The sequence below is a fragment of the Bacillus cereus group sp. MYBKT14-1 genome (genome assembly GCF_051915185.1).
Lineage (GTDB): Bacteria > Bacillota > Bacilli > Bacillales > Bacillaceae_G > Bacillus_A > Bacillus_A cereus.
In genome coordinates this window covers 179799-202292 of sequence record NZ_JBQAEF010000007.1, presented here as the reverse complement: position 1 = coordinate 202292, position 22494 = coordinate 179799, and the positions used below count along the sequence as shown (strand labels likewise).

Below are 22494 nucleotides of genomic sequence, written 5' to 3'. Positions count from 1 at the left end.
GGAATCTACCGATACTTTTAGTGTCATATGTATGAATCATAAAACGTCGTCTCTTCATATTAGAGGCGACGTTTTATTTTATAAAATATCTATGAATTATCTGTAGAAGGCGGCGTATTCTCCAAACGATTATAAGCTTTAAAAGCTGAAATTGCCGATATAACCCCGCCTACTAAAAATAAAGTCGATCCTCCAACTAAGATGATACGACTGACATATGTTTCCCGTGCTTCTTCGACTTCTTCTTGTAATGCTGTAGGCATATGAATCCCCCCTTTATAAAAGTTGTTTTATCTCGCTATTTACCGTGCAGTAAGACCCACATCTAAAAATTCAGGGGAAGCAAAGAATTTAGGTGGGGCCCTGCTGCCCGTAAAAGCCCGATTGGTGAGGGCTGATAATCAGTGGGGGATGAACAAAAGCCCCACTGATTAAAGTTTCACTTTATAAATAGTATATACAAACGCCTAAAATGTGTTAAAATAACTGATGATTTTACGCAGTGAGTAATTAGATGAGTAGGATGCGAGTGGCTAAGTAAATCTTCATCACAAATTTATGTGAACTTCACATAGAGCACATATTAACATTGTATTATGTATATGTACCAAATAAATAAATAAATAAAGTGAATGTAAGTTCTGTTTTCAAAAATTTAAAATCCTTTTATTTCTATATGAAAGTTTTAATCAAGGGTTTTAAAAAATTTGGAAATAGATCTTATGAATATGGAATTCATATAAAAGGGGAATGTCTTATGACAACATATACGAGTGAAATGAGAAAAACTTTAGTTTCAGAAGAAGATGTAGATATTTTAAAAATTATGGCGCATCCAATCAGACTGCAAATTGTAAATGAATTAAGTACGAGAAAAACTTGTAATGTAACACAATTAACAGAGTTACTGAATATTCCGCAATCTACTGTTTCACAACATTTATCAAAAATGAAGGGTAAAGTGTTACGAGCAGAGAGAAGAGGTTTAGAAATTTATTATCATATTAACAATTTAAAAGCGAGTAAGATTGTTAATGTTTTAGGGTATATAAACTAGTGAAATATTTTTATATAAAATAGCCCCTGCTGTTGAGCAGGGGCTATTTTGTGTTGTTTTATGTATTTGTATTTAAAACTTTATAGTTTTTATGATTTACAATTGTTCGATCAAATTCAAAAGTACCACCGCTTACATTTGTAATTTCAACTAAGACCGATTCAGTATAAAGTTTTAATACAGATCCTGTAATCTTTAAATTATTTCGTTGAAAAAGTATAGTATCCCCTACGTTTGCTTTCATAGTACCTCCTCATTAAAGACAGAAATATTTTTTTATTATATATATTAAACCACGGATAGATATATTAGTGAATATTTAGTTTTATTTATTGGGAAAAAATTTGTTCTCTAATAGAAGAGTATAAAGTACTCTTATGTTAAAAGTTATATTTTATTTAAGTTTATCCCGCTATTTGCTGGGCAGTAAGACCCCCACCTCAAAATTCAGTGGAAGCAAAGAAGTTAGGTGGGGGCCCTGCTGCCCATAAAAGCCCGATTGGTGAGGGTTGATTAAAGTTTCACTTTATTATAAGTAAATTGTTTTCAGCATTAGCGAAACAATATTTCTATGTAAATACTGCAGAGAAGCAAATTATTCAAAAAACAGACACTATGTAGCCCAAAACGTAAAGTAGATAAGTAAAGTTTTTTTCAGGAGTATAAGAAAAATATACGTTTATTAATAAGATCTCTAATTGGTAGAATTCCAATTAAAAACATAGAAAAACTTTAATATAAAAAGGTAATCAATTACAAATGGAGAAGTAATATATACGAAAGGAGAGATTTATATGAATAAAGGGAAAAAACAAGTTAGTCAACTTAGTTTTCTGGTGAATTTTATGAACGACAAGGGGAGTCTTGTGAAAATTTAATAGTATTATAGTATCCCCTTGTGAAAAAATGGTTGGGGGAATATATAAATGATAACAGAAATGAATATTAAAGTAGTTTGTGAAGAATCGTTTTCAAAAAGAGAAATAAAAATTTTAGAGACGTTTCTTTCAACTTTATCGGGACATTCTAATGCTCTCGTTACAAAAGAGGGGATGTTTTTAAACCCATTAAGTAAAGAGAAGAGTGTGATTTATTATCACAACTTTGTATTTGTAAAATCACTTACAGAAGAAATGTGTGCAGAATTAAAAGAAGTTTTAACAAGACGTATTAAAAATGCTTTCATTATGATGGAATTTGTAGAGCCAATTGTTACATTTGAAGAAACAATTATAAACGTATAAAAAAAGTCAGGCTTATGAATTGAGCTAATAAAACCGTCTCTTTAATAAATAGTAAAGAGACGGTTTTATTGTTTCACTTTTTAAAAAAGGGTTCAAAAACAAATGTAAATCGAGCTTATACAAAAACTACTTATTAAATAACTGTTACGTATTTAATAAGTAGTTTTTGTATTTCATCCTTCGTTTTTTGTAACTGATTCTACGTTTTTGACGCTCTGTATTGTAAGTGCTTACATGAATGGAAACATCTTATACAATGAAGGTGTCAAATCAAAAGAGGTGACCAAAATGAACATAAAAAAAGTGAATTTAGCGAATAGCATTGAAATAGAAAGAGGAGGCGGAAAGGTATGAAAAAATCAACTGTTAATCCATGGCTTGTTGTCCTTGGCACAGTTATAGTACAAATGGGGCTTGGGACGATATATACATGGAGTTTATTCAATCAGCCTTTAGTTAGTAAATACGGTTGGAGTCTTAACGCTGTTGCGATAACTTTCTCAATTACTAGTCTTTCTTTAGCATTTTCAACTTTATTTGCGAGTAAATTGCAAGAAAAATGGGGACTTCGTAAACTTATTATGATAGCTGGATTAGCATTAGGACTAGGATTAATACTTAGCTCACAAGCGTCCTCATTAATATTACTTTATGTACTAGCGGGAGTTGTTGTAGGTTATGCAGATGGTACAGCATATATCACTTCACTATCAAATTTAATAAAGTGGTTTCCAGAGCGTAAAGGTTTAATTGCTGGTATTTCTGTCTCTGCATATGGTTCAGGTAGCTTAATCTTTAAATACGTTAACGCACAGTTGATTGAATCAGTTGGTGTATCGCAAGCATTTATATACTGGGGTTTAATTGTTACAGCTATGATTGTAATTGGTGCTTGTTTAATCCATCAAGCTGCAGATCAAGGAGCAGTTCATGAAACAAAAACTACGGAATACACAACGAAAGAAATGTTAGGCACAAAACAAGTATACTTATTATTTATCATGTTATTTACATCATGTATGAGTGGCTTATACTTAATTGGTATGGTAAAAGACATTGGTGTTCAACTTGTAGGACTTAGCGCAGCAACAGCAGCTAATGCGGTGGCTATGGTTGCAATCTTCAATACATTAGGTCGTATCATTTTAGGACCATTATCGGATAAAATTGGGCGTTTAAAAATCGTTACTGGTACTTTTGTTGTTATGGCGAGTTCAGTCTTAGTTCTAAGTTTTGTAGATTTAAATTATGGTATTTACTTCGTATGTGTAGCAAGTGTAGCGTTTTGCTTTGGTGGAAATATCACTATTTTCCCAGCTATTGTTGGTGATTTCTTCGGTATGAAAAACCATAGTAAGAACTACGGAATTGTGTATCAAGGATTTGGATTTGGAGCGCTTGCAGGTTCCTTTATTGGTGCACTTCTAGGTGGATTCAAACCAACGTTCATGGTGATCGGTGTATTATGTGTCGTGTCATTCATTATCGCAATTTTAATTCAAGCACCTAAACAGAAAAAAGAACAAGAAGAAGAGTATCGCAGCGTAGCATAAGTATACAAATCTTCTATAACACTATGATTACAAAAAAGCATCCTATTCTATTAATTAGGATGCTTTTTTTATGAGTTATTTTAACAAGGTTAAATTACTTTTGGGATTTTTATAGATGTAAAAGTGAGTGGGATACCCATTTGGATTATATTGGAATATAATAAATTGATACATCGTATTCGAAATATATATTAAATCTTAAATGATAAAGAAGACATTCATTAGTATTTGTAAGATATATTTTCAGAAAAATATTGAGAAAATATATACTTGAGTTTTTCATAAAGCATTGTAAATGAACGTATCTCTAGTTTATCTTCTACAATTTTAAAAAGAGGGGTTCGAATTTTATTTATAATATAAGTACATTCAATGCGTTTACATATGATTTTATTAAGAAGCATTAAAATGCTTTATCTGAAAAATAAAAAAAGATTGACAAGTTTATTGAGAAACATTATCATTTCGGTGTAAGATAGTAAATGAAAAACATTATCAATAAAATGGATTTTAAAGTAATGCGCACTTGACCAATTAGTTTAGTAAGTGTATTATTTTTTACAACACTAATGATAATGAAAATCAATATCATTAGTGTTGCTTAATGAAATTAATGTTTATGTGAAAGGATAGAGAAAATGAACTTAGGGGAATTTGATGGGCAAACAGTTTTAGTAACAGGTGCAGCACAAGGCATAGGCAGTGTTGTTGCCAAAATGTTTTTAGAAAGAGGAGCCAAAGTTATTGCGGTTGATCAAAATGAAGAGGGGTTAAATGTACTCTTAAATCAAAATGAATTAAATAATACACGTATGAAAACGTTTCGTTTAGATGTGAGTGATAGCGCCGCTGTTGAAAACATGGTAAATCATATTGCAAATGAAATAGCGCCAATAGATATTTTAATAAACGTTGCAGGGGTTTTACGTATGGGACCAATTCATTCGTTAAGTGATGAAGATTGGAATAAAACATTCTCTGTAAATACTACAGGGGTTTTCAATATGTCCCGAGCGGTAAGTAAAAATATGATGTTAAGAAAATCTGGGGCAATTGTTACAGTCGGTTCAAATGCGGCAAATACGCCAAGAATGGAGATGGCTGCGTATGCTGCGTCAAAGGCTGCAACGACGATGTTTATGAAATGTTTAGGACTAGAGCTTGCGGCATACAATATACGCTGCAACTTAGTTTCTCCAGGTTCTACTGAAACTGAGATGCAAAGATTACTATGGGCTGATGAGAATGGAGCTAAAAATATAATTGCTGGTTCTCAAAATACATATAGACTCGGAATTCCATTACAAAAAATTGCACAACCTTCAGAAGTTGCTGAAGCCGTGTTATTTTTAGCCTCAGATAGAGCAAGTCATATTACAATGCACAATTTATGTGTCGATGGCGGTGCTACGTTAGGAGTTTAATAAAAATTTAGGAGGTTATTATATTATGAATGAACATATAGCTGTAAAGGAATTGTCAGAAAAACTTTTAGAAGATTATAAGACTGAATCTTCATTCTTTTTCGCTTCACCAACTCGAACTATATTAGCAGAAGGAGAGTTTACTACAGTAAAGCATCGTGAAATTGAAAATTTCCCAGAGCTTGTGCAAGCGACATTAAGTAATGCGAAACAAGCTGGAAATCCAAATCCTATCGTTGTGGGTGCTTTGCCATTTGATCGTAGAAAAGAAGTCCAACTTATCGTACCAGAATATAGTAGGATTTCTGAGCGTTTACAATTGGATACAACAAATCAGCTTGAAACAAATGAGAACGTAACATTTGAAATGACGCCAATGCCAGCCCCTGAAGTTTATATGAATGGTGTGAAGCAAGGAATTAAAAAAATACAGGACGGTGATTTAAAGAAAATCGTTCTATCTAGATCGTTAGATGTTAAATCTTCGGAAAAGATTGATAAGCAAAAACTTCTGCGAGAATTAGCAGAACATAATAAGCATGGTTATACATTTGCTGTGAATTTACCGAAAGATGAAAAAGAGAACAGTAAGACGCTAATTGGAGCAAGTCCTGAATTACTTGTTTCACGTAATGGTATGCAAGTTATTTCTAATCCGTTAGCTGGTTCAAGGCCACGTAGTGAGGACCCAGTAGAAGATAAAAGAAGAGCAGAGGAATTACTTTCTTCTCCAAAAGATTTACATGAACATGCGGTAGTAGTTGAAGCGGTTGCCGCTGCACTTCGTCCGTATTGTCATACATTACATGTTCCAGAAAAGCCATCAGTTATTCATAGTGAAGCGATGTGGCATTTGTCTACAGAAGTGAAAGGTGAACTGAAGGATCCAAATACTTCTTCTTTACAATTAGCAATTGCCCTTCATCCTACGCCAGCAGTTTGCGGAACTCCGATGGAAAAAGCAAGAGAGGCTATACAGCATATTGAGCCATTTGACCGCGAGTTCTTTACAGGAATGCTAGGATGGAGCGATTTAAATGGAGATGGAGAATGGATTGTTACAATTCGTTGTGCTGAAGTACAAGAAAATACACTGCGTTTATATGCAGGAGCTGGAGTTGTTGCTGAGTCAAAACCAGAAGATGAGTTAGCAGAAACATCAGCTAAGTTCCAAACAATGCTAAAAGCTTTAGGGCTAAGAGATAGTTCACTTAATGAAAAATAGGGGGAAGAAAGAATGCTAGTAGGTTATACAGAATGGCCAAAAGAATTTGCCGATCGTTACCGAGAAGAAGGATGTTGGCTTGGTGAAACATTTGGAGGAGTGTTAAGAGAGCGGGCTGAGAAATATGGAGATCAAATCGCGGTTGTAAGTGGTAAGAAGCATATAACATATAGTGAACTTAATAAAAAGGTAGATCGTTTAGCAACAGGTTTACTGAATTTAGGAATAAAGAAAGAGGACAGAGTTGTAATCCAGTTACCTAACATTATCGAGTTTTTCGAAATATGTTTTGCACTATTTCGAATTGGAGCGCTTCCTGTCTTTGCACTGCCGTCACATCGAAGCAGTGAAATTAGTTATTTTTGTGATTTTGGCGAGGCGAGCGCTTACGTTATTTCAGATAAGGCTCTCGGTTTTGATTATCGAAAACTAGCAAGAGAAGTGAAAGAGAAAGTGCCAAATTTACAACATGTAATTGTAGTGGGAGAAGAAGAAGAGTTTGTGAACATAAATGATCTGTATATGGATCCCGTCTCATTACCAGAAGTTCAGCCAAGTGATGTTGCGTTTCTCCAATTATCAGGAGGCACAACAGGTCTTTCTAAATTAATTCCTAGAACACATGATGACTATATTTATAGTTTACGTGTTAGCGCTAAAATTTGTAATTTGAATGCAGAAAGCGTCTATATGGCAGTTCTTCCAGTAGCACACAATTACCCAATGAGTTCTCCAGGGACATTTGGAACTTTCTATGCGGGTGGAAAAGTGGTATTGGCAACTGGTGGTAGTCCAGATGAGGCATTTGCTCTTATCGAAAAAGAAAAAGTTACAATTACAGCGCTCGTTCCGCCATTAGCAATGATTTGGCTTGATGCTGCATCTTCTCGTAATACCGATTTATCGAGCCTAGAGGTTATTCAAGTAGGTGGTGCTAAGTTTAGTGCTGAGGTAGCAAGACGTATACGCCCTACATTTGGATGTACGTTACAGCAAGTATTCGGTATGGCGGAAGGGTTAGTGAACTATACAAGATTAGACGATCCGGAAGAAATTATTATTCATACACAAGGTAGACCAATGTCTGCACTCGATGAAGTACGAGTTGTTGATGAAAATGACAACGATGTACAACCGGGCGAAGTAGGTAGTTTATTAACACGAGGTCCATATACAATTCGTGGTTACTATAAAGCCGAAGAGCATAATGCACGATCATTTACAAAGGATGGATTTTATCGCACAGGTGATCTTGTAAAAGTAAATGAACAAGGATACATCATTGTAGAAGGAAGAGATAAAGATCAAATTAACCGTGGTGGTGAGAAAGTTGCTGCAGAAGAAGTTGAAAATCATCTATTAGCACACGATGCGGTCCATGACGTAGCAATTGTATCTATGCCTGACGATTATTTAGGTGAACGCACCTGTGCTTTTGTTATAGCTCGCGGACAAGTTCCGGCAGTAAGTGAATTAAAAATGTTTTTAAGAGAACGTGGTATAGCGGCTTATAAAATTCCAGATCGAATTGAATTTATTGAATCATTTCCGCAAACAGGAGTCGGAAAAGTCAGCAAAAAAGAACTACGTAAAGTCATTGCTGAAAAACTTATTACAGTAAAATAATAATAAAAACCGGAAGGAAGTGATTAGATGGCTATTCCATCTATTTCAGTATATAAAATGCCAATTGAATCAGAACTACCGAAAAATAAAGTGAATTGGACACCAGATCCGAAACGTGCAGTACTTTTAATTCATGACATGCAAGAATATTTTCTTGATGCATATAGCGATAAAGAATCACCAAAAGTAGAACTTGTTTCAAATATTAAAATGATAAGAGAAAAATGTAAGGAACTTGGTATACCAGTTGTTTATACAGCACAACCTGGTGGGCAAACGTTAGAACAACGAGGTTTATTACAAGACTTTTGGGGTGACGGTATACCTGCTGGACCAGATAAAAAGAAAATTGTTGATGAACTTACTCCTGATGAAGATGATATATTCCTAACAAAATGGAGATATAGTGCATTTAAAAAGACAAATCTATTAGAAATTTTAAATGAACAAGGAAGAGATCAACTCATTATTTGCGGTATTTATGCGCATATTGGCTGTCTTTTAACAGCTTGTGAAGCATTTATGGATGGTATAGAGCCGTTCTTTGTAGCAGATGCAGTTGCTGATTTTTCACTAGAGCATCATAAACAAGCATTGGAGTATGCATCTAATAGATGTGCAGTAACGACATCAACAAACCTACTGTTAAAAGATTTACAAAGTGTAAAAGGTGATGAGGGTGAAGGAATCACTATACAGGAAGTGCATGAACTAGTTGCACAACTACTTCGTGAGCCAGTAGAGAGTATTGATATTGATGAGGACTTATTAAATAGAGGGCTTGATTCGGTCAGAATTATGAGTTTAGTAGAGAAGTGGCGTCGTGAAGGGAAAGAAATCACTTTTGCAGATTTAGCAGAACGTCCAACTGTTACAGGTTGGTACAGTTTACTATCTTCACAAACAGCACAGGTGCTGTAACAAATAGACTACATAATAAAGGGGTAGTAAAGAATGCCTAACAGTCAAAAGATTCGTCATTCGTTATCATCTGCGCAGTCTGGTATGTGGTTTGCGCAACAATTAGATCCGCTTAATCCAATTTATAATACTGGGGAATATGTAGAAATAAACGGAAATATTCATCAAGACATTTTTCAATTAGCTGTACGTAAAGTTGTAATGGAAGCAGAAGCACTTCATGTTCGCTTCGAAGAGGATGAAATTGGCCCATGGCAAGTTATTGAAGAATCACAGTTTCATATGCATTTTATTGACGTTCGTAAAGAAGAAAATCCTGAAGAAGCTGCTAAAGTATGGATGAAAAATGATTTATCTATGCCAGTCAATTTGAAAAAAGATACTTTATTTACTGAAGCACTTATTCAAGTCGAAAATAATCGTTTCTTTTGGTATCAGCGCATCCATCACATTGTGATGGATGGCTATGGATTTTCACTTCTTAGCCAAAAAGTAGCGAATGAGTATACATCACTTATAGAAGAAACAAACAAGAATGAAAAGCCATTTGGTTCTCTTGCAAAAGTTGTGCAAGAAGATATTGAGTATCGTGAGTCTAAACAATTTCAGGAAGATCGTACTTTTTGGTTAGAAAAGTATGCAGATGGACCAGAAGTTGTAAGTTTGGCAGAACGAGCACCGAGAACATCAAATGGATTTTCACGAGAAACAGCTTATTTATCTAGTTCTAGCACGAAAACTTTACTAGAAGATATCAATATTTCGTTAACAAGTTGGCCGGAATTCATTGTGGCTGTAACAAGTATTTATATGCATAAATTAACAGGTGAAAATGATATTGTTTTAGGTTTACCGATGATGGGACGTCTAGGTTCTGTATCTATTCATACACCAAGTATGGTAATGAATTTAGTTCCACTTCGTATTACAGTAACTCCAAATATAACTCTTGCGGAATTATTGCAGCAAGTTTCTAAAGAAATCCGAGATGTACGTCGCCATTATAAATACCGTCATGAGGAATTAAGAAGAGATTTAAAGTTACTAGGTGAAAATCAAAGGTTGTTTGGACCGTTAGTGAATGTTATGCCTTTTGATTACGGGCTTAATTTTGCTGGAAATCGTGGTATTACGCATAACTTATCAGCAGGACCTGTCGATGATTTATCGATAAATGTATATAAACGTTTTGATCAAAATGAGATAATGATTCATTTTGATGCAAATCCTGAAGTATATAATAACGCGGAGCTAGCATTGCATAAAGAAAGATTTATGAATCTATTTGAATTAGTAATAAATAATTATGAGAAAAACGAGTCGATTGGAAAAATAAACATTACTCTGCCTGAAGAAAATCATAAAGTTTTATTGGAATGGAATGAAACGAAGGAAGACGATGAATTAATCAGTCTGCCTATATCATTTGAAAAACAAGTGAAAAAAAATCCCAATAAACTAGCGATTACTTGTGACGGTGTAATCCTTACGTATAAAGAGCTAAATGAACGAGCGAATGAACTAGCACATTATTTAGTAGAAGAAGGAATACGACCAAATCAGTTTGTAGCTTTAGTATTCCCTAGATCAATAGAAATGGTAGTTAGTATGCTAGCAGTCTTAAAGGCTGGTGCAGCGTATTTACCAATAGATCCAGAATACCCAGCAGATAGAGTTACTTATATAGTAAATGATGCAAAACCAGTTTGTATCATAACACATTCATCTGTTTCATCTAAGTTAGTTATAGAAAAGGATATGAAAAAAATTGTATTAGATGACGAAGAAACGAAACTAGCGTTACATACATATTCTCGTATGAATATAGCATGTAAGAATGATGTATCACTGTTAAACCCAGCCTATACAATATATACTTCAGGCTCAACAGGAAACCCAAAAGGTGTAATTGTTCCTATGAGAGGTTTAAGTAACTTTTTAATGGCTATGCAACAAAAGTTTTCATTAAATGAAAATGATCATTTATTAGCAGTTACAACGTTTGCATTTGATATTTCTGCACTAGAAATTTATTTACCTCTTATTAGTGGTGCAAGTTTAACAATTGCGCAAAAAGAAGACATACAAGAGCCTTCTGCATTAACGACACTTTTACATGAAGAAAGAGTGACCATTATGCAGGCTACACCGACGCTTTGGCAGGCGTTAGTAACTGATTATCCAGAGAAGCTACAAGGGCTAAGCATACTTGTTGGTGGTGAAGCTCTTCCAGCGCATTTAGCAAATAAATTACGAGAATTAGGTTGCTCAATAACTAATTTATATGGACCAACTGAAACGACGATTTGGTCTACTTTCATGAACATTGATGAAGGTGAAAAGGGCATACCTCCTATTGGAAAACCAATTTGCAATACAGAAGTGTATGTATTGGATGCAGGGTTACAACCAGTGCCACCTGGAGTTATTGGGGAATTATATATTGCAGGGGAAGGACTTGCAAGCGGATATTTAGGAAAACCTGAGTTAACAGCTGAACGGTTTGTTGCAAATCCTTATGGAGAATCAGGGAAGCGCATGTACCGTACAGGAGATCTTGTGAAATGGCGTAGTGATGGTGCGTTAGAGTACATTAGTCGCGCAGATCATCAAATTAAAATTCGTGGATTCCGAATTGAATTAGCTGAAATTGAAACGGTATTACAACGACATAAAAATATTCAACAAGCGGTAGTAATGGTACGAGAAGATCGCCCAAATGATAAGCGCATCATTGCGTATATCGTTGCAGAAGAAAAGGAACCGATTAATCTTTCAGAAATTCGTTCTTATGTTTCAGAAAGTTTAGCGAATTATATGATACCATCAGCATTTGTTGTGCTAGAAGAATTACCATTAACGCCAAATGGTAAGGTTGACAGAAAGAAATTACCTGCTCCTGATTTTAATGGAATGAACAACGAGAGAGTTGCTAGAAATCCGAAAGAAGAAATATTATGTGATTTATTTGCAGAAGTACTTGGTGTTTCTCGAATTAGCATTGATGATAATTTCTTTGAAATGGGTGGACATTCACTTCTCGCATCTCGTTTAATGGCAAGAATTCGTGAAACGTTAAGTGTGGAATTAGGAATCGGGAAACTATTTGAATCACCAACTGTTGCCGAACTGGCGAAACAATTAAACCATGCAAAAAGCGCAAGACCAGCTATTCAGAAAGCAAGTAGGCCAAATGAAGTTCCACTTTCATTTGCACAGCGCAGGTTATGGTTCTTAAATTGTTTAGAAGGTCCAAGTCCTACTTATAATATTCCGCTAGTCATTCGTATGAATGGAATATTGAATCGGGAAGCATTACAAGGTGCTTTTTATGATGTAGTTGAGAAACATGAAACACTTAGAACAATTTTCCCTAACGTATTAGGTAGTTCCTATCAGAAAATTTTAGATATGGAAAACTTAAATCTAGAAATGGTTATAACTAATACATGTAAAGATGAATTAGAAAGTGTACTTTCAGAGGCGGTAAGATATAGCTTTAACCTCGATTTTGAGCCGGCAGTTCGTTTGCAACTTTTTACAGTGAGTGAAAACGAACATGTATTATTAATTCTATTACATCATATTGTAGGTGATGGCTGGTCGTTACAGCCGTTAACGAGAGATTTTACAGCGGCGTATAAAGCGCGATGTCAAGGTGACAGAGTTCAGCTGGAGTCACTTCCAGTTCAATACGCAGATTATGCACTTTGGCAACAGCAATTGCTAGGTGATGAAACGACACAAGAGAGCCTTATTTCAACACAATTAGATTTTTGGAAAGAAGAACTTAAAGGTTTACCAGACCAAATGGAGTTACCTACAGATTTCCAGCGTCCAATTGAGACGAGTTACCGCGGGGAAACAATTCATTTTCATATAGATGAAGGTATGCATAGTAGGTTAGTAGAGCTTGCACGTAAAAATGGAGTTAGTTTGTTTATGGTATTGCAAGCAGGGCTTAGTGCACTATTTACAAGATTAGGTGCAGGCACTGATATACCAATTGGAAGTCCGATTGCTGGAAGAAATGATGATGTACTTTCAGATATTGTTGGTTTATTTGTAAATACATTAGTGTTACGTACAAATACTTCAGGAGATCCAAGTTTTAAAGAATTATTAAATAGAGTGAAGCAGGTAAATCTTGCAGCTTATGAAAATCAAGATGTTCCATTTGAAAGGCTTGTTGAAGTATTAAATCCAGTACGTACTCGAAACAGCCACCCGTTGTTTCAAGTTATGTTAGCTTTTCAAAATACACCAGAAGCAACGTTTCATGTACCAGATTTAGAAGCGAGCCTTGAAATTCAAAGCGTTGGTTCTGCAAAATTTGATTTAACATTTGAAATTAGTGAGAGTAACGGGGGTGACGGTACTCCGAACGGTTTACATGGATTACTAGAGTTTAGTACCGATTTATATAAACGTGAAACGGTTCAAAAACTAATAGAACGATTCATTTTGTTATTAGATGATGCAACTACAAATCCAGATCAATCCATTGGCAGATTAGAAATATTAACTTTAGCAGAGAAAAATACAGTGTTAGAAAAGTGGAATGGTGGTTTTCAAATTGCACCAGAAATGACATTGCCACAATTGTTTGAAAAGCAGGCTCATATAAATCCAAATTCTATTGCTGTTGTCTTTGAAGATAAGAAATTAACTTATGAAGAGTTAAATAGAAAAGCAAATAAAATAGCTCGATTCCTAATAGCAAAAGGGATTGGTCCTGATCAACTCGTTGCTTTAGCGATGCCAAGATCATTAAACATGGTTGTAAGCTTATTAGCTGTTCTTAAAGCTGGTGCTGGATACCTTCCGTTAGATCCAGATTACCCAGCAGACCGTATTTCATTTATGCTACACGATGCGAAACCATCATGTGTTTTAACGAATTCAGAAGTGGAAATTGAATGTAATGAGGCACTAAAAGTTTTAGTTGATGATGTGAAAGTAATAGCAGAGGTTGAGAAATATAGTGAAGACAATATTGATGAAGTGGAACGAATTAAGCCATTATCTCCATCACATATTGCTTACGTTATTTATACGTCAGGGTCAACGGGCAGACCGAAAGGCGTTATGATACCTCATCAAAATGTAGTGAGACTTTTAGGAGCAACTGATCATTGGTTCCAGTTTGACGGAAACGATGTTTGGACGATGTTCCATTCATATGCTTTTGATTTCTCGGTTTGGGAAATTTGGGGACCTTTATTATACGGAGGGCGTTTAGTTCTAGTTCCACATACTGTAAGTCGCTCGCCGAAAGAATTTTTACAGCTTCTTGTTAAAGAAAAGGTTACGGTTTTAAACCAAACTCCATCAGCGTTCTACCAATTGATGCAAGCAGATCGTGAAAATGAAGAGATTGGCCAAAAATTATCTTTACGATATGTTGTTTTTGGAGGAGAAGCACTTGAGCTAAGTCGCTTAGAAGATTGGTATAGTCGACATCCTCATAACGCACCAAAGCTTATTAATATGTATGGTATTACAGAGACGACAGTACATGTTAGTTATATTGAATTAGATGAAACTATCGTCTCTTTACGGGCAAATAGTTTAATTGGGTGCAGTATACCTGACCTTAAAGTGTATGTGTTAGACAACTATTTACAACCAGTCCCACCTGGAGTAGTTGGAGAAATGTATGTTGCAGGTGCAGGACTTGCGCGTGGATATTTAGGAAGAGCAGGATTAACGGCTGAACGCTTTATCGCAGATCCATTTGGCAAGCCAGGTACAAGAATGTATCGTACAGGAGACTTAGCTCGCTGGCGTAATGATGGGACGCTAGATTATATAGGACGTGCAGATCATCAAATCAAAATTCGTGGATTCCGAATTGAATTAGGAGAAATAGAAGCAGTCATAATGAAGCACCCTAAAGCTGAGCAAGTAGCCGTTATTGTACGTGAAGATCAACCAGGGGATAAACGGTTAGTTTCTTATATCGTTGCATCAAATAATGAAGCAATTGATACGAATGAAATGCGTCAGTTTGCTAGTGGTAGTTTACCAGATTATATGGTTCCATACGCTTTTGTAGTAGTAAATGAGTTACCTTTAACTCCAAACGGTAAATTAGATAGAAAGGCATTGCCAGCTCCAGCATTTATCGCATCATCTTCTAGTCGTGGTCCAAGAACACCGCAAGAAGAAATGTTATGTGACTTGTTTACAGAAGTGCTAAGTGTACCTCAAATTGGAATTGATGACGGATTCTTTGATCTTGGTGGTCATTCACTCCTTGCAGTGCAGCTTATGAGCCGCATGAAAGAGGCGCTTGGAGTGGAACTAAACATTGGTACTTTATTTGCAGCACCGACGGTTGCAGGGTTAGCTGAAAGACTTGAGATGGGGAATGGTCAAAGTGCACTTGATGTGTTGCTTCCATTACGAGCAAGCGGGGAGCAATTACCACTATTTTGTGTACATCCAGCAGGTGGATTAAGTTGGTGCTATGCAGGACTTATGAAATCTTTAGGAACAGATTATCCAATTTATGGTGTGCAAGCACGTGGTATTGCTAAAAATGAAGAACTTCCAAAAAGTTTAGAGGAGATGGCGGCGGATTACTTGAAACACGTTCGTGAAGTACAGCCTCATGGACCATATCGTTTATTAGGTTGGTCGCTTGGAGGAAATGTTGTGCATGCAATGGCGGCGCAATTACAAAATGAAGGGGAAGAAGTAGAATTACTTGTTATGCTTGACTCTTATCCTGGACACTTCTTACCGAATACGGAAGCGCCTACTGAAGAGGAAGCGTTAATCGCATTACTTGCTTTAGGCGGATATGACCCAGATAACATGGATGGTAAACCACTTACAATGGAAAGTGCAGTTGAAATCCTTCGTAAAGATGGAAGTGCATTAGCAAGTCTTGAAGAAGAGACTATATTGAACTTGAAAGAAACATATGTAAATTCAGTAGGGTTGTTAGGGAAATATGTACCGAAAGTTTATAACGGAGATATCCTGTTCTTTAGATCTACTGTTATACCAGACTGGTTTGATCCTATTTCTCCAAATACGTGGCTAAATTATTTAGACGGGCAAATTGTGCAGCACGATATTGATTGTAGACATAAAGATCTATGTCAGCCAGGGCCGCTTACGGAAATTGGACAAGTATTAGCGAAATATTTGCAGAATAAGAAAGGGGTAAGTAGAGTATGACGAATCCATTTGAAAATGATAATTACACATATAAAGTATTAATAAATGAGGAGGGCCAGTATTCTCTCTGGCCTGCTTTTCTCGATGTACCTATTGGCTGGAATATCGTATATGAAGAAGCTAGTAGGCAGAGCTGCTTAGAATATGTTGAATATAACTGGAAAGATTTGAATCCAAAAAGTAATCAAGTTCGCGAAAAAACATTAGCAGGAAAACGATAATGAAAGAAAAACTAAATCCAAAAGTAGTTGTAAGTATCGTTTATATAACTGCGATGTTTATGGCTGCGATGGACGCAACGATTGTAAATGTAGCACTGCAATCGATAAGTAGAGAACTACAAGTACCTGCATCTGCAATGGGGACGGTTAATGTTGGGTATTTAGTTAGTTTAGCTGTTTTCCTTCCGATTTCTGGTTGGTTAGGAGATCGATTTGGTACGAAAAGAGTGTTTTTAATTGCTCTTTTCGTATTTACAATTGCCTCTGCTTTATGCGGAATGGCTAACGATATTACTTCATTGAATATTTTCCGTATTATTCAAGGTGCTGGTGGAGGGCTTTTAACACCAGTTGGAATGGCAATGTTATTTCGAACATTTTCACCAGAGGAAAGACCGAAGATTTCTCGGTTCATTATACTTCCAATTGCTGTAGCACCAGCAATTGGTCCTATCATCGGTGGTTTCTTTGTAGATCAAATGTCTTGGCGTTGGGCATTTTATATTAATCTACCGTTTGGAATCGTTGCATTGCTATTTGGACTTCTATTTTTAGCAGAGCATGTTGAAAAATCAGCTGGTCGCTTTGATTCGCTCGGCTTTATTTTATCAGCACCAGGATTTGCGATGCTCATATATGCGCTCAGCCAGGGACCATCAAAAGGGTGGATTTCTCCAGAAATTATGAGTACTGGAATAGCTGGGGGTGTATTCATTACATTGTTTATAATCGTAGAACTGAAAGTAAAGCAACCGATGTTAGATTTACGTTTATTAAAAGAACCAGTGTTTAGAAAGATGAGTCTTATATCATTATTTTCATCAGCTGGTTTACTAGGAATGTTATTTGTTTTTCCACTTATGTATCAAAATGTGATAGGAGTTTCCGCGCTGGAATCAGGACTTACGACATTTCCAGAGGCGATTGGATTAATGATTTCTTCACAAATTGTGCCATGGTCATATAAAAAATTAGGAGCGCGAAAGGTAATTTCTATTGGATTAATTTGTACCGTGGTTATCTTTGTTTTATTAAGTTTTGTAAATCACGATACGAATCCGTGGCAAATCCGCGCATTATTGTTTGGTATCGGTATTTTCTTAGGTCAATCTGTCGGTGCGGTTCAATTTTCTGCCTTTAACAATATCACGCCGCCTTCTATGGGGAGAGCTACTACTATATTCAATGTGCAAAATCGATTAGGATCAGCAATAGGAGTAGCTGTTTTAGCTAGTATACTAGCTGGTTTTGGAAGTAATAACGCTCAATCCGATTTTTTACCATATCAAGCAGCATTAATTGGATCAGCAATATTTTTGCTCATAGCACTACTATTTTCTTTACGTATTTCCGATAAAGAGGTAATGTCAAAGAAGAAAGAAAAAACATTATCTGTATCAGAAAAAGAGAAAGTACTTGTCAATGAATAACAATATACGCATGCTTTCTTATGAAAATTGATATTCGTTGAATAAAGGAGAGTTTACATGATAGAAAGTAAAGTTGTAGATTCTATTCCAACTTTGAATGAGAATGATTGTCAAATATGGTGGGCAAGAATTTCGGATTTACAATCATGGCATTACAATTTACTAAATGATATAGAGCGAGAGAAAGCAAATTCGTATCATCATTCGGCAGATCGAGCTCGTTTTATAATAGGTTGCGTAATAAGTAGATTAGTTCTCGGTAAGATACTTTCTATGTCACCAGTCCAAGTACCAATTGATCGAATGTGCTCAGTATGTAAAGTGCAGCATGGAAGACCACAATTACCAGAAGGTATGCCGCAATTATCCGTTTCGCATTCAGGTGAGTGGGTTGTCGTTGCTTTTACAAAATCTGCACCTGTTGGCATAGATGTAGAACAAATGAATCCAAATGTAGATGTTATGAAAATGGCAGAAGGTGTATTAACAGACATTGAAATAGCGCAAGTTATGAAACTGCCAAATGAACAGAAAATAGAAGGATTTTTAACATATTGGACTCGAAAAGAAGCGGTGCTGAAAGCGACAGGTGAAGGACTAATGATTCCGCCAGTACATATTACAGTATCAGCTCCAAATGATCCTCCAAACTTGTTGGTTTTTAAGGATAGACAAGAGTTATTAAATAATACAATGATGGAAGATGTAAAGCCTAGTTTAGATTATAGGGCCTCTATTGCAATATTCAGTAAGGAAGTAACTGAAATTACGCAATTAGATGCGGCAGCACTTTTAAATCTTAAATAAAAAAATTATAGAAGAGGTGTTCCTCATGTTAGTAGCGGAAAATAGAAAGAATGAATTCACTTATAACGTACAAGCAATTAAAAATATTTTATTTTCTGGAGATACATCATCCATTCATGCTTTAGAAAAGCTTTTAAATGATACAGTTCAGTTTGATGTTCTTGAACAAGAGGCACTTGGTAGACAGTACATTCCGAAAGAAGCAAAGAATTTCTTTGATAAAGATGGAACATTTCTTTACCGTGTATCTAATGTTAGTTATAAAGGCAAGGTGTTATCTGAAAATCTAATTTTTGCAGACACTTCGTTTTTACCGGACGCAATAAAGAGTGAATTAGAGAGTGGAAATATTCCTGTTGAAAAGCTTATAGAAAAGATGGAAGTAAGAAGAAATGTATTATATGAAGGATATCAGCCATCTGGAAATATTATCGAATTGTTTGATGGATGTTCTGTTACAGCGAATGTGTATCCAACTAGAAAGTATCAAATTGTAAGTAAATGCAAATGTGTATTTTATATTTGTGAAGTGTATCATGCAGAGAATATAAAGCAATTGCTTAAATAAAAACAAGAAACCAGCCTATAAAATGGCTGGTTTCTTGTTTATTTAACAGCTTCTTTTAATTCTTTACCTGCTTTAAATGCAGGAACTTTACCAGCGGCGATTTGAATTTCTTCGCCAGTTTGCGGATTACGTCCTGTACGAGCAGATCTTTCGCGCACTTCAAAAGTTCCAAAACCGATTAGTTGAACTTTATCTCCAGATTGTAATGCATTAGCAATTGTGTCAAATACGGATTGTACAGCTGCAGAAGCGTCCTTTTGAGAAATATCAGCTGATTGAGCTACGTTTTTAATTAATTCTGTTTTGTTCATGTTTTCACCTCATAAAAAAATTTTTGGAATGAATGTTTTAGTATAATAGATAGTAAAGATAAAGCTATCACTATGATTAGATAGAATACTATATAATTATGTTAATTTCGTTGCAAGAGACTGAATCCCTTCTATTATTTAGGGATTAATTAAGAATCGATGCATATAAAAAGCTTTAGTATGAGGATGAGGGGGAGTATATGAATGATTTTTCGTGAAAAAAATGAGAAGGAAAGTATATTAATTCGTCAACATGACCATGGTTCTTTAGCTGGAGAGATTGCAAAACATATAAAAGAAGGCTTTTTTGAAAGTAAAACATATTTAAAAGAAACAGTTGATGCAATATATGAGCATGACAGAGGATGGATAGAGCTTGATAAAGTACCAATTTTGAATGATGCTAAAAATATTCCATATACATTTATGGATTGTCCAAGCCCATTACGTTTTGTTTTTTATACGATTGGTTTGAATGAAATTGAAAATTCTAATCCATACGGGGCATTGCTTTGTAGTAAACATTTTTTATCATTTCCACTAAACGAGGAAGATGAAGAGATGATGTCATTTTATAAACATGAATTAGAACGACAAAAAAGAATCTTGAAAACGTTAACAAAAGAACAGTTTGCGATGTTCGATAAACATTATAAATTATTAAAGTTTTGTGATGAACTTTCTTTATACGTATGTATGAATAAGCCTGGTGTCAAAAAGAAAGATGAAATTGATTTATTTAAAGATGGTTTTGAAGGAACAGAAATGTTTAATAGTGAAGAGGAGAAACTTATTCAAGCTGAATGGGTGGACGAGGAAACAATTCGGATTACACCATTTCCATTTCAAACGGAATTTTATACGTATGTAAAATATAAAACGATAAATAAGCATGAAATGAAAGAAAAAGGGATTGCAAAGGCTGATAGAGAATCAGAAATGAAGAAACAAACCATTCGTTTCATACAATAAGGAGGTAATATAAATTGAAAGATTATATATTAAAACAGTGTGATTATCATGCTTGGGCCAATACAAGATTATTCAATCGATTAAAAGAGTTACCAAACTATGAGACGATTTTTAATGAGCAGATACAGAGTGTATTTCCATCCATTAAGGATACTTTTGTGCATATTTATATTACAGATCAAGTGTGGTTACATATATTGCATGGTAAAAGTATGAATGAAGCAATACAAGACCGAGAAGATTTACGAAAACAAATTGAAACTAAATCGTTACATGAATTAGAAAAAATGTTTGAAAACATGGCAAATCAATATAAAGATTTTTTAATTACAATACAAGATGTGAATGCTGTATTTGTTATTGAGAATCCATATGTAGGGAAATTAGAAACTTCGATTTTAGAATTAGTGCAACATGTCGTAAATCATGGTACATATCATAGAGGAAATATAACAGCGATGATCCGTCAACTTGGTCATTCGTCGACAATGATGGATTTTGTACTGTATTTACATATGGTTAAAAAGCAGGGAGAGTAATATAGTTTGTAAGAAGGAGAGGCTTTAATTGTAGAAGTCTCTCCTTCTATTTTATCCGGCATTAATGGTAGATCGACTGATTAAAATTTTACTTTATTTATTAAGAAGCTTTATTTTCTTGCAATTGCTTAGCGTATTGTACAGCCTTATATGCATTGACTCTACCGTTTTTCCAGTACGTACCTGTACCACTAATTTTATCAGTAGTAGACTCAATAATTTGGCGGATTTGTGTATTGCTATATCCTTGATTTGCTAAAAGAGCAGCGACTCCTGCAACATGAGGTGTTGCCATAGATGTACCACTTAATGATTGATACGTGCTTCCTTTATATGTTGAATATATATTTGAACCTGGTGCTGCAACATCTACCCAGCTACCATAAGTAGAGAATGAAGATTTTCTATCTGATTGATCTGTAGAACCAACTGCAATTACTTCGCTGTAATAAGCAGGGTAATTAGCTTTTGTATTTCCAGCATTTCCAGCAGCTGCAACTATAACAGAGCCTTTATTCCATGCATATTGAACGGCTTGTTGTAATGCAGTACCACCATTTGGAGCTCCTAAACTTAAACTAATTACTTTTGCACCCGAATCAGCAGCTTCTCGAATACCTTGCGCTACAGCATCAAGAGTACCACTTCCTTGATTATCTAATACGCGGACAGCATAAATTGAAGTTTGTGGGGCAACACCAGCAATTCCGATGCTGTTATTCGTAAGTGCTCCAGTAATTCCAGCGCAATGTGTACCATGACCATTACCATCATCAGATGTATTGTCGTTATCAACATAATCATGCCCGTAAATTACTTTCGAAGCCAGATCAGGGTGTGAGCCTTGAACTCCTGTATCAATAATAGCTACTTTTACACCAGGATCACTTCGTTGGCTATCCCAAGCTTGTGGAGCTTGAATCTTTTGTAATCCATATTGATTATTAAAATATGGGTCGTTTGGAGTCCAAAAGGCGTGAACGTAATAATTTGGTTCTGCATATTCCACATCTGGATTATTTTTATAACTCTTTATTTTTTCTTTTACAGTACCTTTTGAAAATTGTACGACTTCAAAACCTAACTTATCATCTTTAGATAAGACATTAGCTCCGACAGATTTATGAAAAGATTGCACATTACTTAAAGATGCATTTTGTTTGAACTTAACGATTAATTGGTTAGGAACGTAATCAGTAGATGATGTTTCAGCACTTGAAGTATTCGTGTTAAAGAAGAAACCACCAATAATAAATGATAAAACAGATAGGAAAACGATGATTTTGTTTTTCAAAAGATTTTTCCTCCCTTTTCTTGGATGAGTTTTTCAGCGACACTTTAATGTCGCATTCCTTTTCAACTATATAGTTAGACCATACGATTTATGACATTTATGTGAAAAACT

At 35.2% G+C, this 22494-nt stretch carries 18 protein-coding genes; 14 read left to right on the top strand and 4 right to left on the bottom strand.

The window, feature by feature from the left end:
* Positions 1-89 precede the first annotated feature (89 nt).
* Positions 90-263 (bottom strand): hypothetical protein, encoded by a 174-nt coding sequence (locus tag ACTFO4_RS18855; RefSeq protein WP_001141668.1) that lies wholly within the window; start codon positions 261-263, stop codon positions 90-92.
* Positions 264-757: 494 nt separating this feature from the next.
* Between ACTFO4_RS18855 and ACTFO4_RS18850 the strand changes: the two genes are divergently transcribed.
* Positions 758-1057, top strand: a complete 300-nt coding sequence (locus ACTFO4_RS18850) for an ArsR/SmtB family transcription factor (RefSeq protein WP_000214801.1) — start codon at positions 758-760, stop codon at positions 1055-1057.
* A gap of 58 nt (positions 1058-1115) precedes the next feature.
* Here ACTFO4_RS18850 and ACTFO4_RS18845 read toward each other — a convergent pair whose 3' ends face one another.
* On the bottom strand, positions 1116-1301 hold the full coding sequence (locus ACTFO4_RS18845) for a YkvS family protein (protein ID WP_000646793.1): 186 nt from the start codon (positions 1299-1301) through the stop codon (positions 1116-1118).
* A 682-nt stretch (positions 1302-1983) separates the two neighbouring features.
* Between ACTFO4_RS18845 and ACTFO4_RS18840 the strand changes: the two genes are divergently transcribed.
* The 11 genes from ACTFO4_RS18840 (at position 1984) to ACTFO4_RS18790 (ending at position 19267) form a co-directional block, all read left to right on the top strand.
* Positions 1984-2301, top strand: a complete 318-nt coding sequence (locus ACTFO4_RS18840; protein WP_000627302.1) for a hypothetical protein — start codon at positions 1984-1986, stop codon at positions 2299-2301.
* A 350-nt stretch (positions 2302-2651) separates the two neighbouring features.
* Positions 2652-3854 carry an L-lactate MFS transporter gene (locus tag ACTFO4_RS18835; RefSeq protein WP_061457160.1) on the top strand — a complete coding sequence of 401 codons (1203 nt, stop codon included), beginning with the start codon at positions 2652-2654 and terminating at the stop codon, positions 3852-3854.
* Between the two features lie 638 nt (positions 3855-4492).
* Positions 4493-5278 (top strand): 2,3-dihydro-2,3-dihydroxybenzoate dehydrogenase, encoded by a 786-nt coding sequence (dhbA, locus tag ACTFO4_RS18830; RefSeq protein WP_061457161.1) that lies wholly within the window; start codon positions 4493-4495, stop codon positions 5276-5278.
* Between the two features lie 25 nt (positions 5279-5303).
* Positions 5304-6503, top strand: a complete 1200-nt coding sequence (dhbC, locus tag ACTFO4_RS18825; RefSeq protein ID WP_078420655.1) for an isochorismate synthase DhbC — start codon at positions 5304-5306, stop codon at positions 6501-6503.
* A gap of 12 nt (positions 6504-6515) precedes the next feature.
* Positions 6516-8129: a (2,3-dihydroxybenzoyl)adenylate synthase gene (locus ACTFO4_RS18820; RefSeq protein WP_017674098.1), complete on the top strand. Its 1614-nt coding sequence runs from the start codon at positions 6516-6518 to the stop codon at positions 8127-8129.
* Between the two features lie 27 nt (positions 8130-8156).
* Complete coding sequence (locus ACTFO4_RS18815; protein ID WP_001007284.1) at positions 8157-9050, top strand: isochorismatase family protein; 894 nt, start codon at positions 8157-8159, stop codon at positions 9048-9050.
* Between the two features lie 33 nt (positions 9051-9083).
* Positions 9084-16241 (top strand): amino acid adenylation domain-containing protein, encoded by a 7158-nt coding sequence (locus ACTFO4_RS18810; RefSeq protein WP_410987864.1) that lies wholly within the window; start codon positions 9084-9086, stop codon positions 16239-16241.
* Complete coding sequence (locus tag ACTFO4_RS18805) at positions 16238-16462, top strand: MbtH family protein (RefSeq protein ID WP_000184055.1); 225 nt, start codon at positions 16238-16240, stop codon at positions 16460-16462. Before ACTFO4_RS18810 ends, ACTFO4_RS18805 begins: the two co-directional genes overlap by 4 nt.
* Positions 16462-17892 carry an MDR family MFS transporter gene (locus ACTFO4_RS18800; RefSeq protein WP_061457162.1) on the top strand — a complete coding sequence of 477 codons (1431 nt, stop codon included), beginning with the start codon at positions 16462-16464 and terminating at the stop codon, positions 17890-17892. The genes ACTFO4_RS18805 and ACTFO4_RS18800 overlap by 1 nt, the downstream gene beginning before the upstream one ends.
* Positions 17893-17949: 57 nt before the next feature.
* The gene (gene sfp / locus ACTFO4_RS18795) at positions 17950-18699 is read left to right on the top strand and encodes a 4'-phosphopantetheinyl transferase Sfp (RefSeq protein WP_017674097.1); all 750 of its coding nucleotides are present in this window, start codon (positions 17950-17952) and stop codon (positions 18697-18699) included.
* A gap of 25 nt (positions 18700-18724) precedes the next feature.
* Positions 18725-19267 (top strand): hypothetical protein, encoded by a 543-nt coding sequence (locus ACTFO4_RS18790; protein WP_000959125.1) that lies wholly within the window; start codon positions 18725-18727, stop codon positions 19265-19267.
* 38 nt (positions 19268-19305) lie between these two features.
* Here ACTFO4_RS18790 and ACTFO4_RS18785 read toward each other — a convergent pair whose 3' ends face one another.
* Positions 19306-19578, bottom strand: coding sequence for an HU family DNA-binding protein (locus tag ACTFO4_RS18785; protein ID WP_001043905.1), 273 nt, complete (start codon positions 19576-19578; stop codon positions 19306-19308).
* A gap of 204 nt (positions 19579-19782) precedes the next feature.
* On the opposite strand from ACTFO4_RS18785, the gene ACTFO4_RS18780 reads away from it, so the two are divergent.
* Both ACTFO4_RS18780 and ACTFO4_RS18775 read left to right on the top strand, forming a co-directional pair.
* Positions 19783-20550, top strand: coding sequence for a DUF3891 family protein (locus ACTFO4_RS18780; RefSeq protein WP_078420648.1), 768 nt, complete (start codon positions 19783-19785; stop codon positions 20548-20550).
* Positions 20551-20564: 14 nt separating this feature from the next.
* Complete coding sequence (locus ACTFO4_RS18775; RefSeq protein WP_000656267.1) at positions 20565-21089, top strand: DinB family protein; 525 nt, start codon at positions 20565-20567, stop codon at positions 21087-21089.
* A gap of 100 nt (positions 21090-21189) precedes the next feature.
* Here ACTFO4_RS18775 and ACTFO4_RS18770 read toward each other — a convergent pair whose 3' ends face one another.
* The gene (locus ACTFO4_RS18770; protein WP_078420647.1) at positions 21190-22383 is read right to left on the bottom strand and encodes a S8 family peptidase; all 1194 of its coding nucleotides are present in this window, start codon (positions 22381-22383) and stop codon (positions 21190-21192) included.
* Positions 22384-22494: the final 111 nt, after the last annotated feature.

Excerpts from the sequence above, each read along its gene's own strand:
- ACTFO4_RS18805 (WP_000184055.1), top strand. The coding sequence starts at position 16,238 with ATGACGAATCCATTTGAAAATGATAATTACACATATAAAGTATTAATA.
- ACTFO4_RS18780 (WP_078420648.1), top strand. The coding sequence starts at position 19,783 with ATGATTTTTCGTGAAAAAAATGAGAAGGAAAGTATATTAATTCGTCAA.
- ACTFO4_RS18790 (WP_000959125.1), top strand. The coding sequence starts at position 18,725 with ATGTTAGTAGCGGAAAATAGAAAGAATGAATTCACTTATAACGTACAA.
- ACTFO4_RS18815 (WP_001007284.1), top strand. The coding sequence starts at position 8,157 with ATGGCTATTCCATCTATTTCAGTATATAAAATGCCAATTGAATCAGAA.
- dhbC (WP_078420655.1), top strand. The coding sequence starts at position 5,304 with ATGAATGAACATATAGCTGTAAAGGAATTGTCAGAAAAACTTTTAGAA.
- dhbA (WP_061457161.1), top strand. The coding sequence starts at position 4,493 with ATGAACTTAGGGGAATTTGATGGGCAAACAGTTTTAGTAACAGGTGCA.
- ACTFO4_RS18820 (WP_017674098.1), top strand. The coding sequence starts at position 6,516 with ATGCTAGTAGGTTATACAGAATGGCCAAAAGAATTTGCCGATCGTTAC.
- ACTFO4_RS18810 (WP_410987864.1), top strand. The coding sequence starts at position 9,084 with ATGCCTAACAGTCAAAAGATTCGTCATTCGTTATCATCTGCGCAGTCT.
- sfp (WP_017674097.1), top strand. The coding sequence starts at position 17,950 with ATGATAGAAAGTAAAGTTGTAGATTCTATTCCAACTTTGAATGAGAAT.
- ACTFO4_RS18840 (WP_000627302.1), top strand. The coding sequence starts at position 1,984 with ATGATAACAGAAATGAATATTAAAGTAGTTTGTGAAGAATCGTTTTCA.
- ACTFO4_RS18845 (WP_000646793.1), bottom strand. The coding sequence starts at position 1,301 with ATGAAAGCAAACGTAGGGGATACTATACTTTTTCAACGAAATAATTTA.
- ACTFO4_RS18850 (WP_000214801.1), top strand. The coding sequence starts at position 758 with ATGACAACATATACGAGTGAAATGAGAAAAACTTTAGTTTCAGAAGAA.
- ACTFO4_RS18800 (WP_061457162.1), top strand. The coding sequence starts at position 16,462 with ATGAAAGAAAAACTAAATCCAAAAGTAGTTGTAAGTATCGTTTATATA.
- ACTFO4_RS18835 (WP_061457160.1), top strand. The coding sequence starts at position 2,652 with ATGAAAAAATCAACTGTTAATCCATGGCTTGTTGTCCTTGGCACAGTT.
- ACTFO4_RS18785 (WP_001043905.1), bottom strand. The coding sequence starts at position 19,578 with ATGAACAAAACAGAATTAATTAAAAACGTAGCTCAATCAGCTGATATT.
- ACTFO4_RS18855 (WP_001141668.1), bottom strand. The coding sequence starts at position 263 with ATGCCTACAGCATTACAAGAAGAAGTCGAAGAAGCACGGGAAACATAT.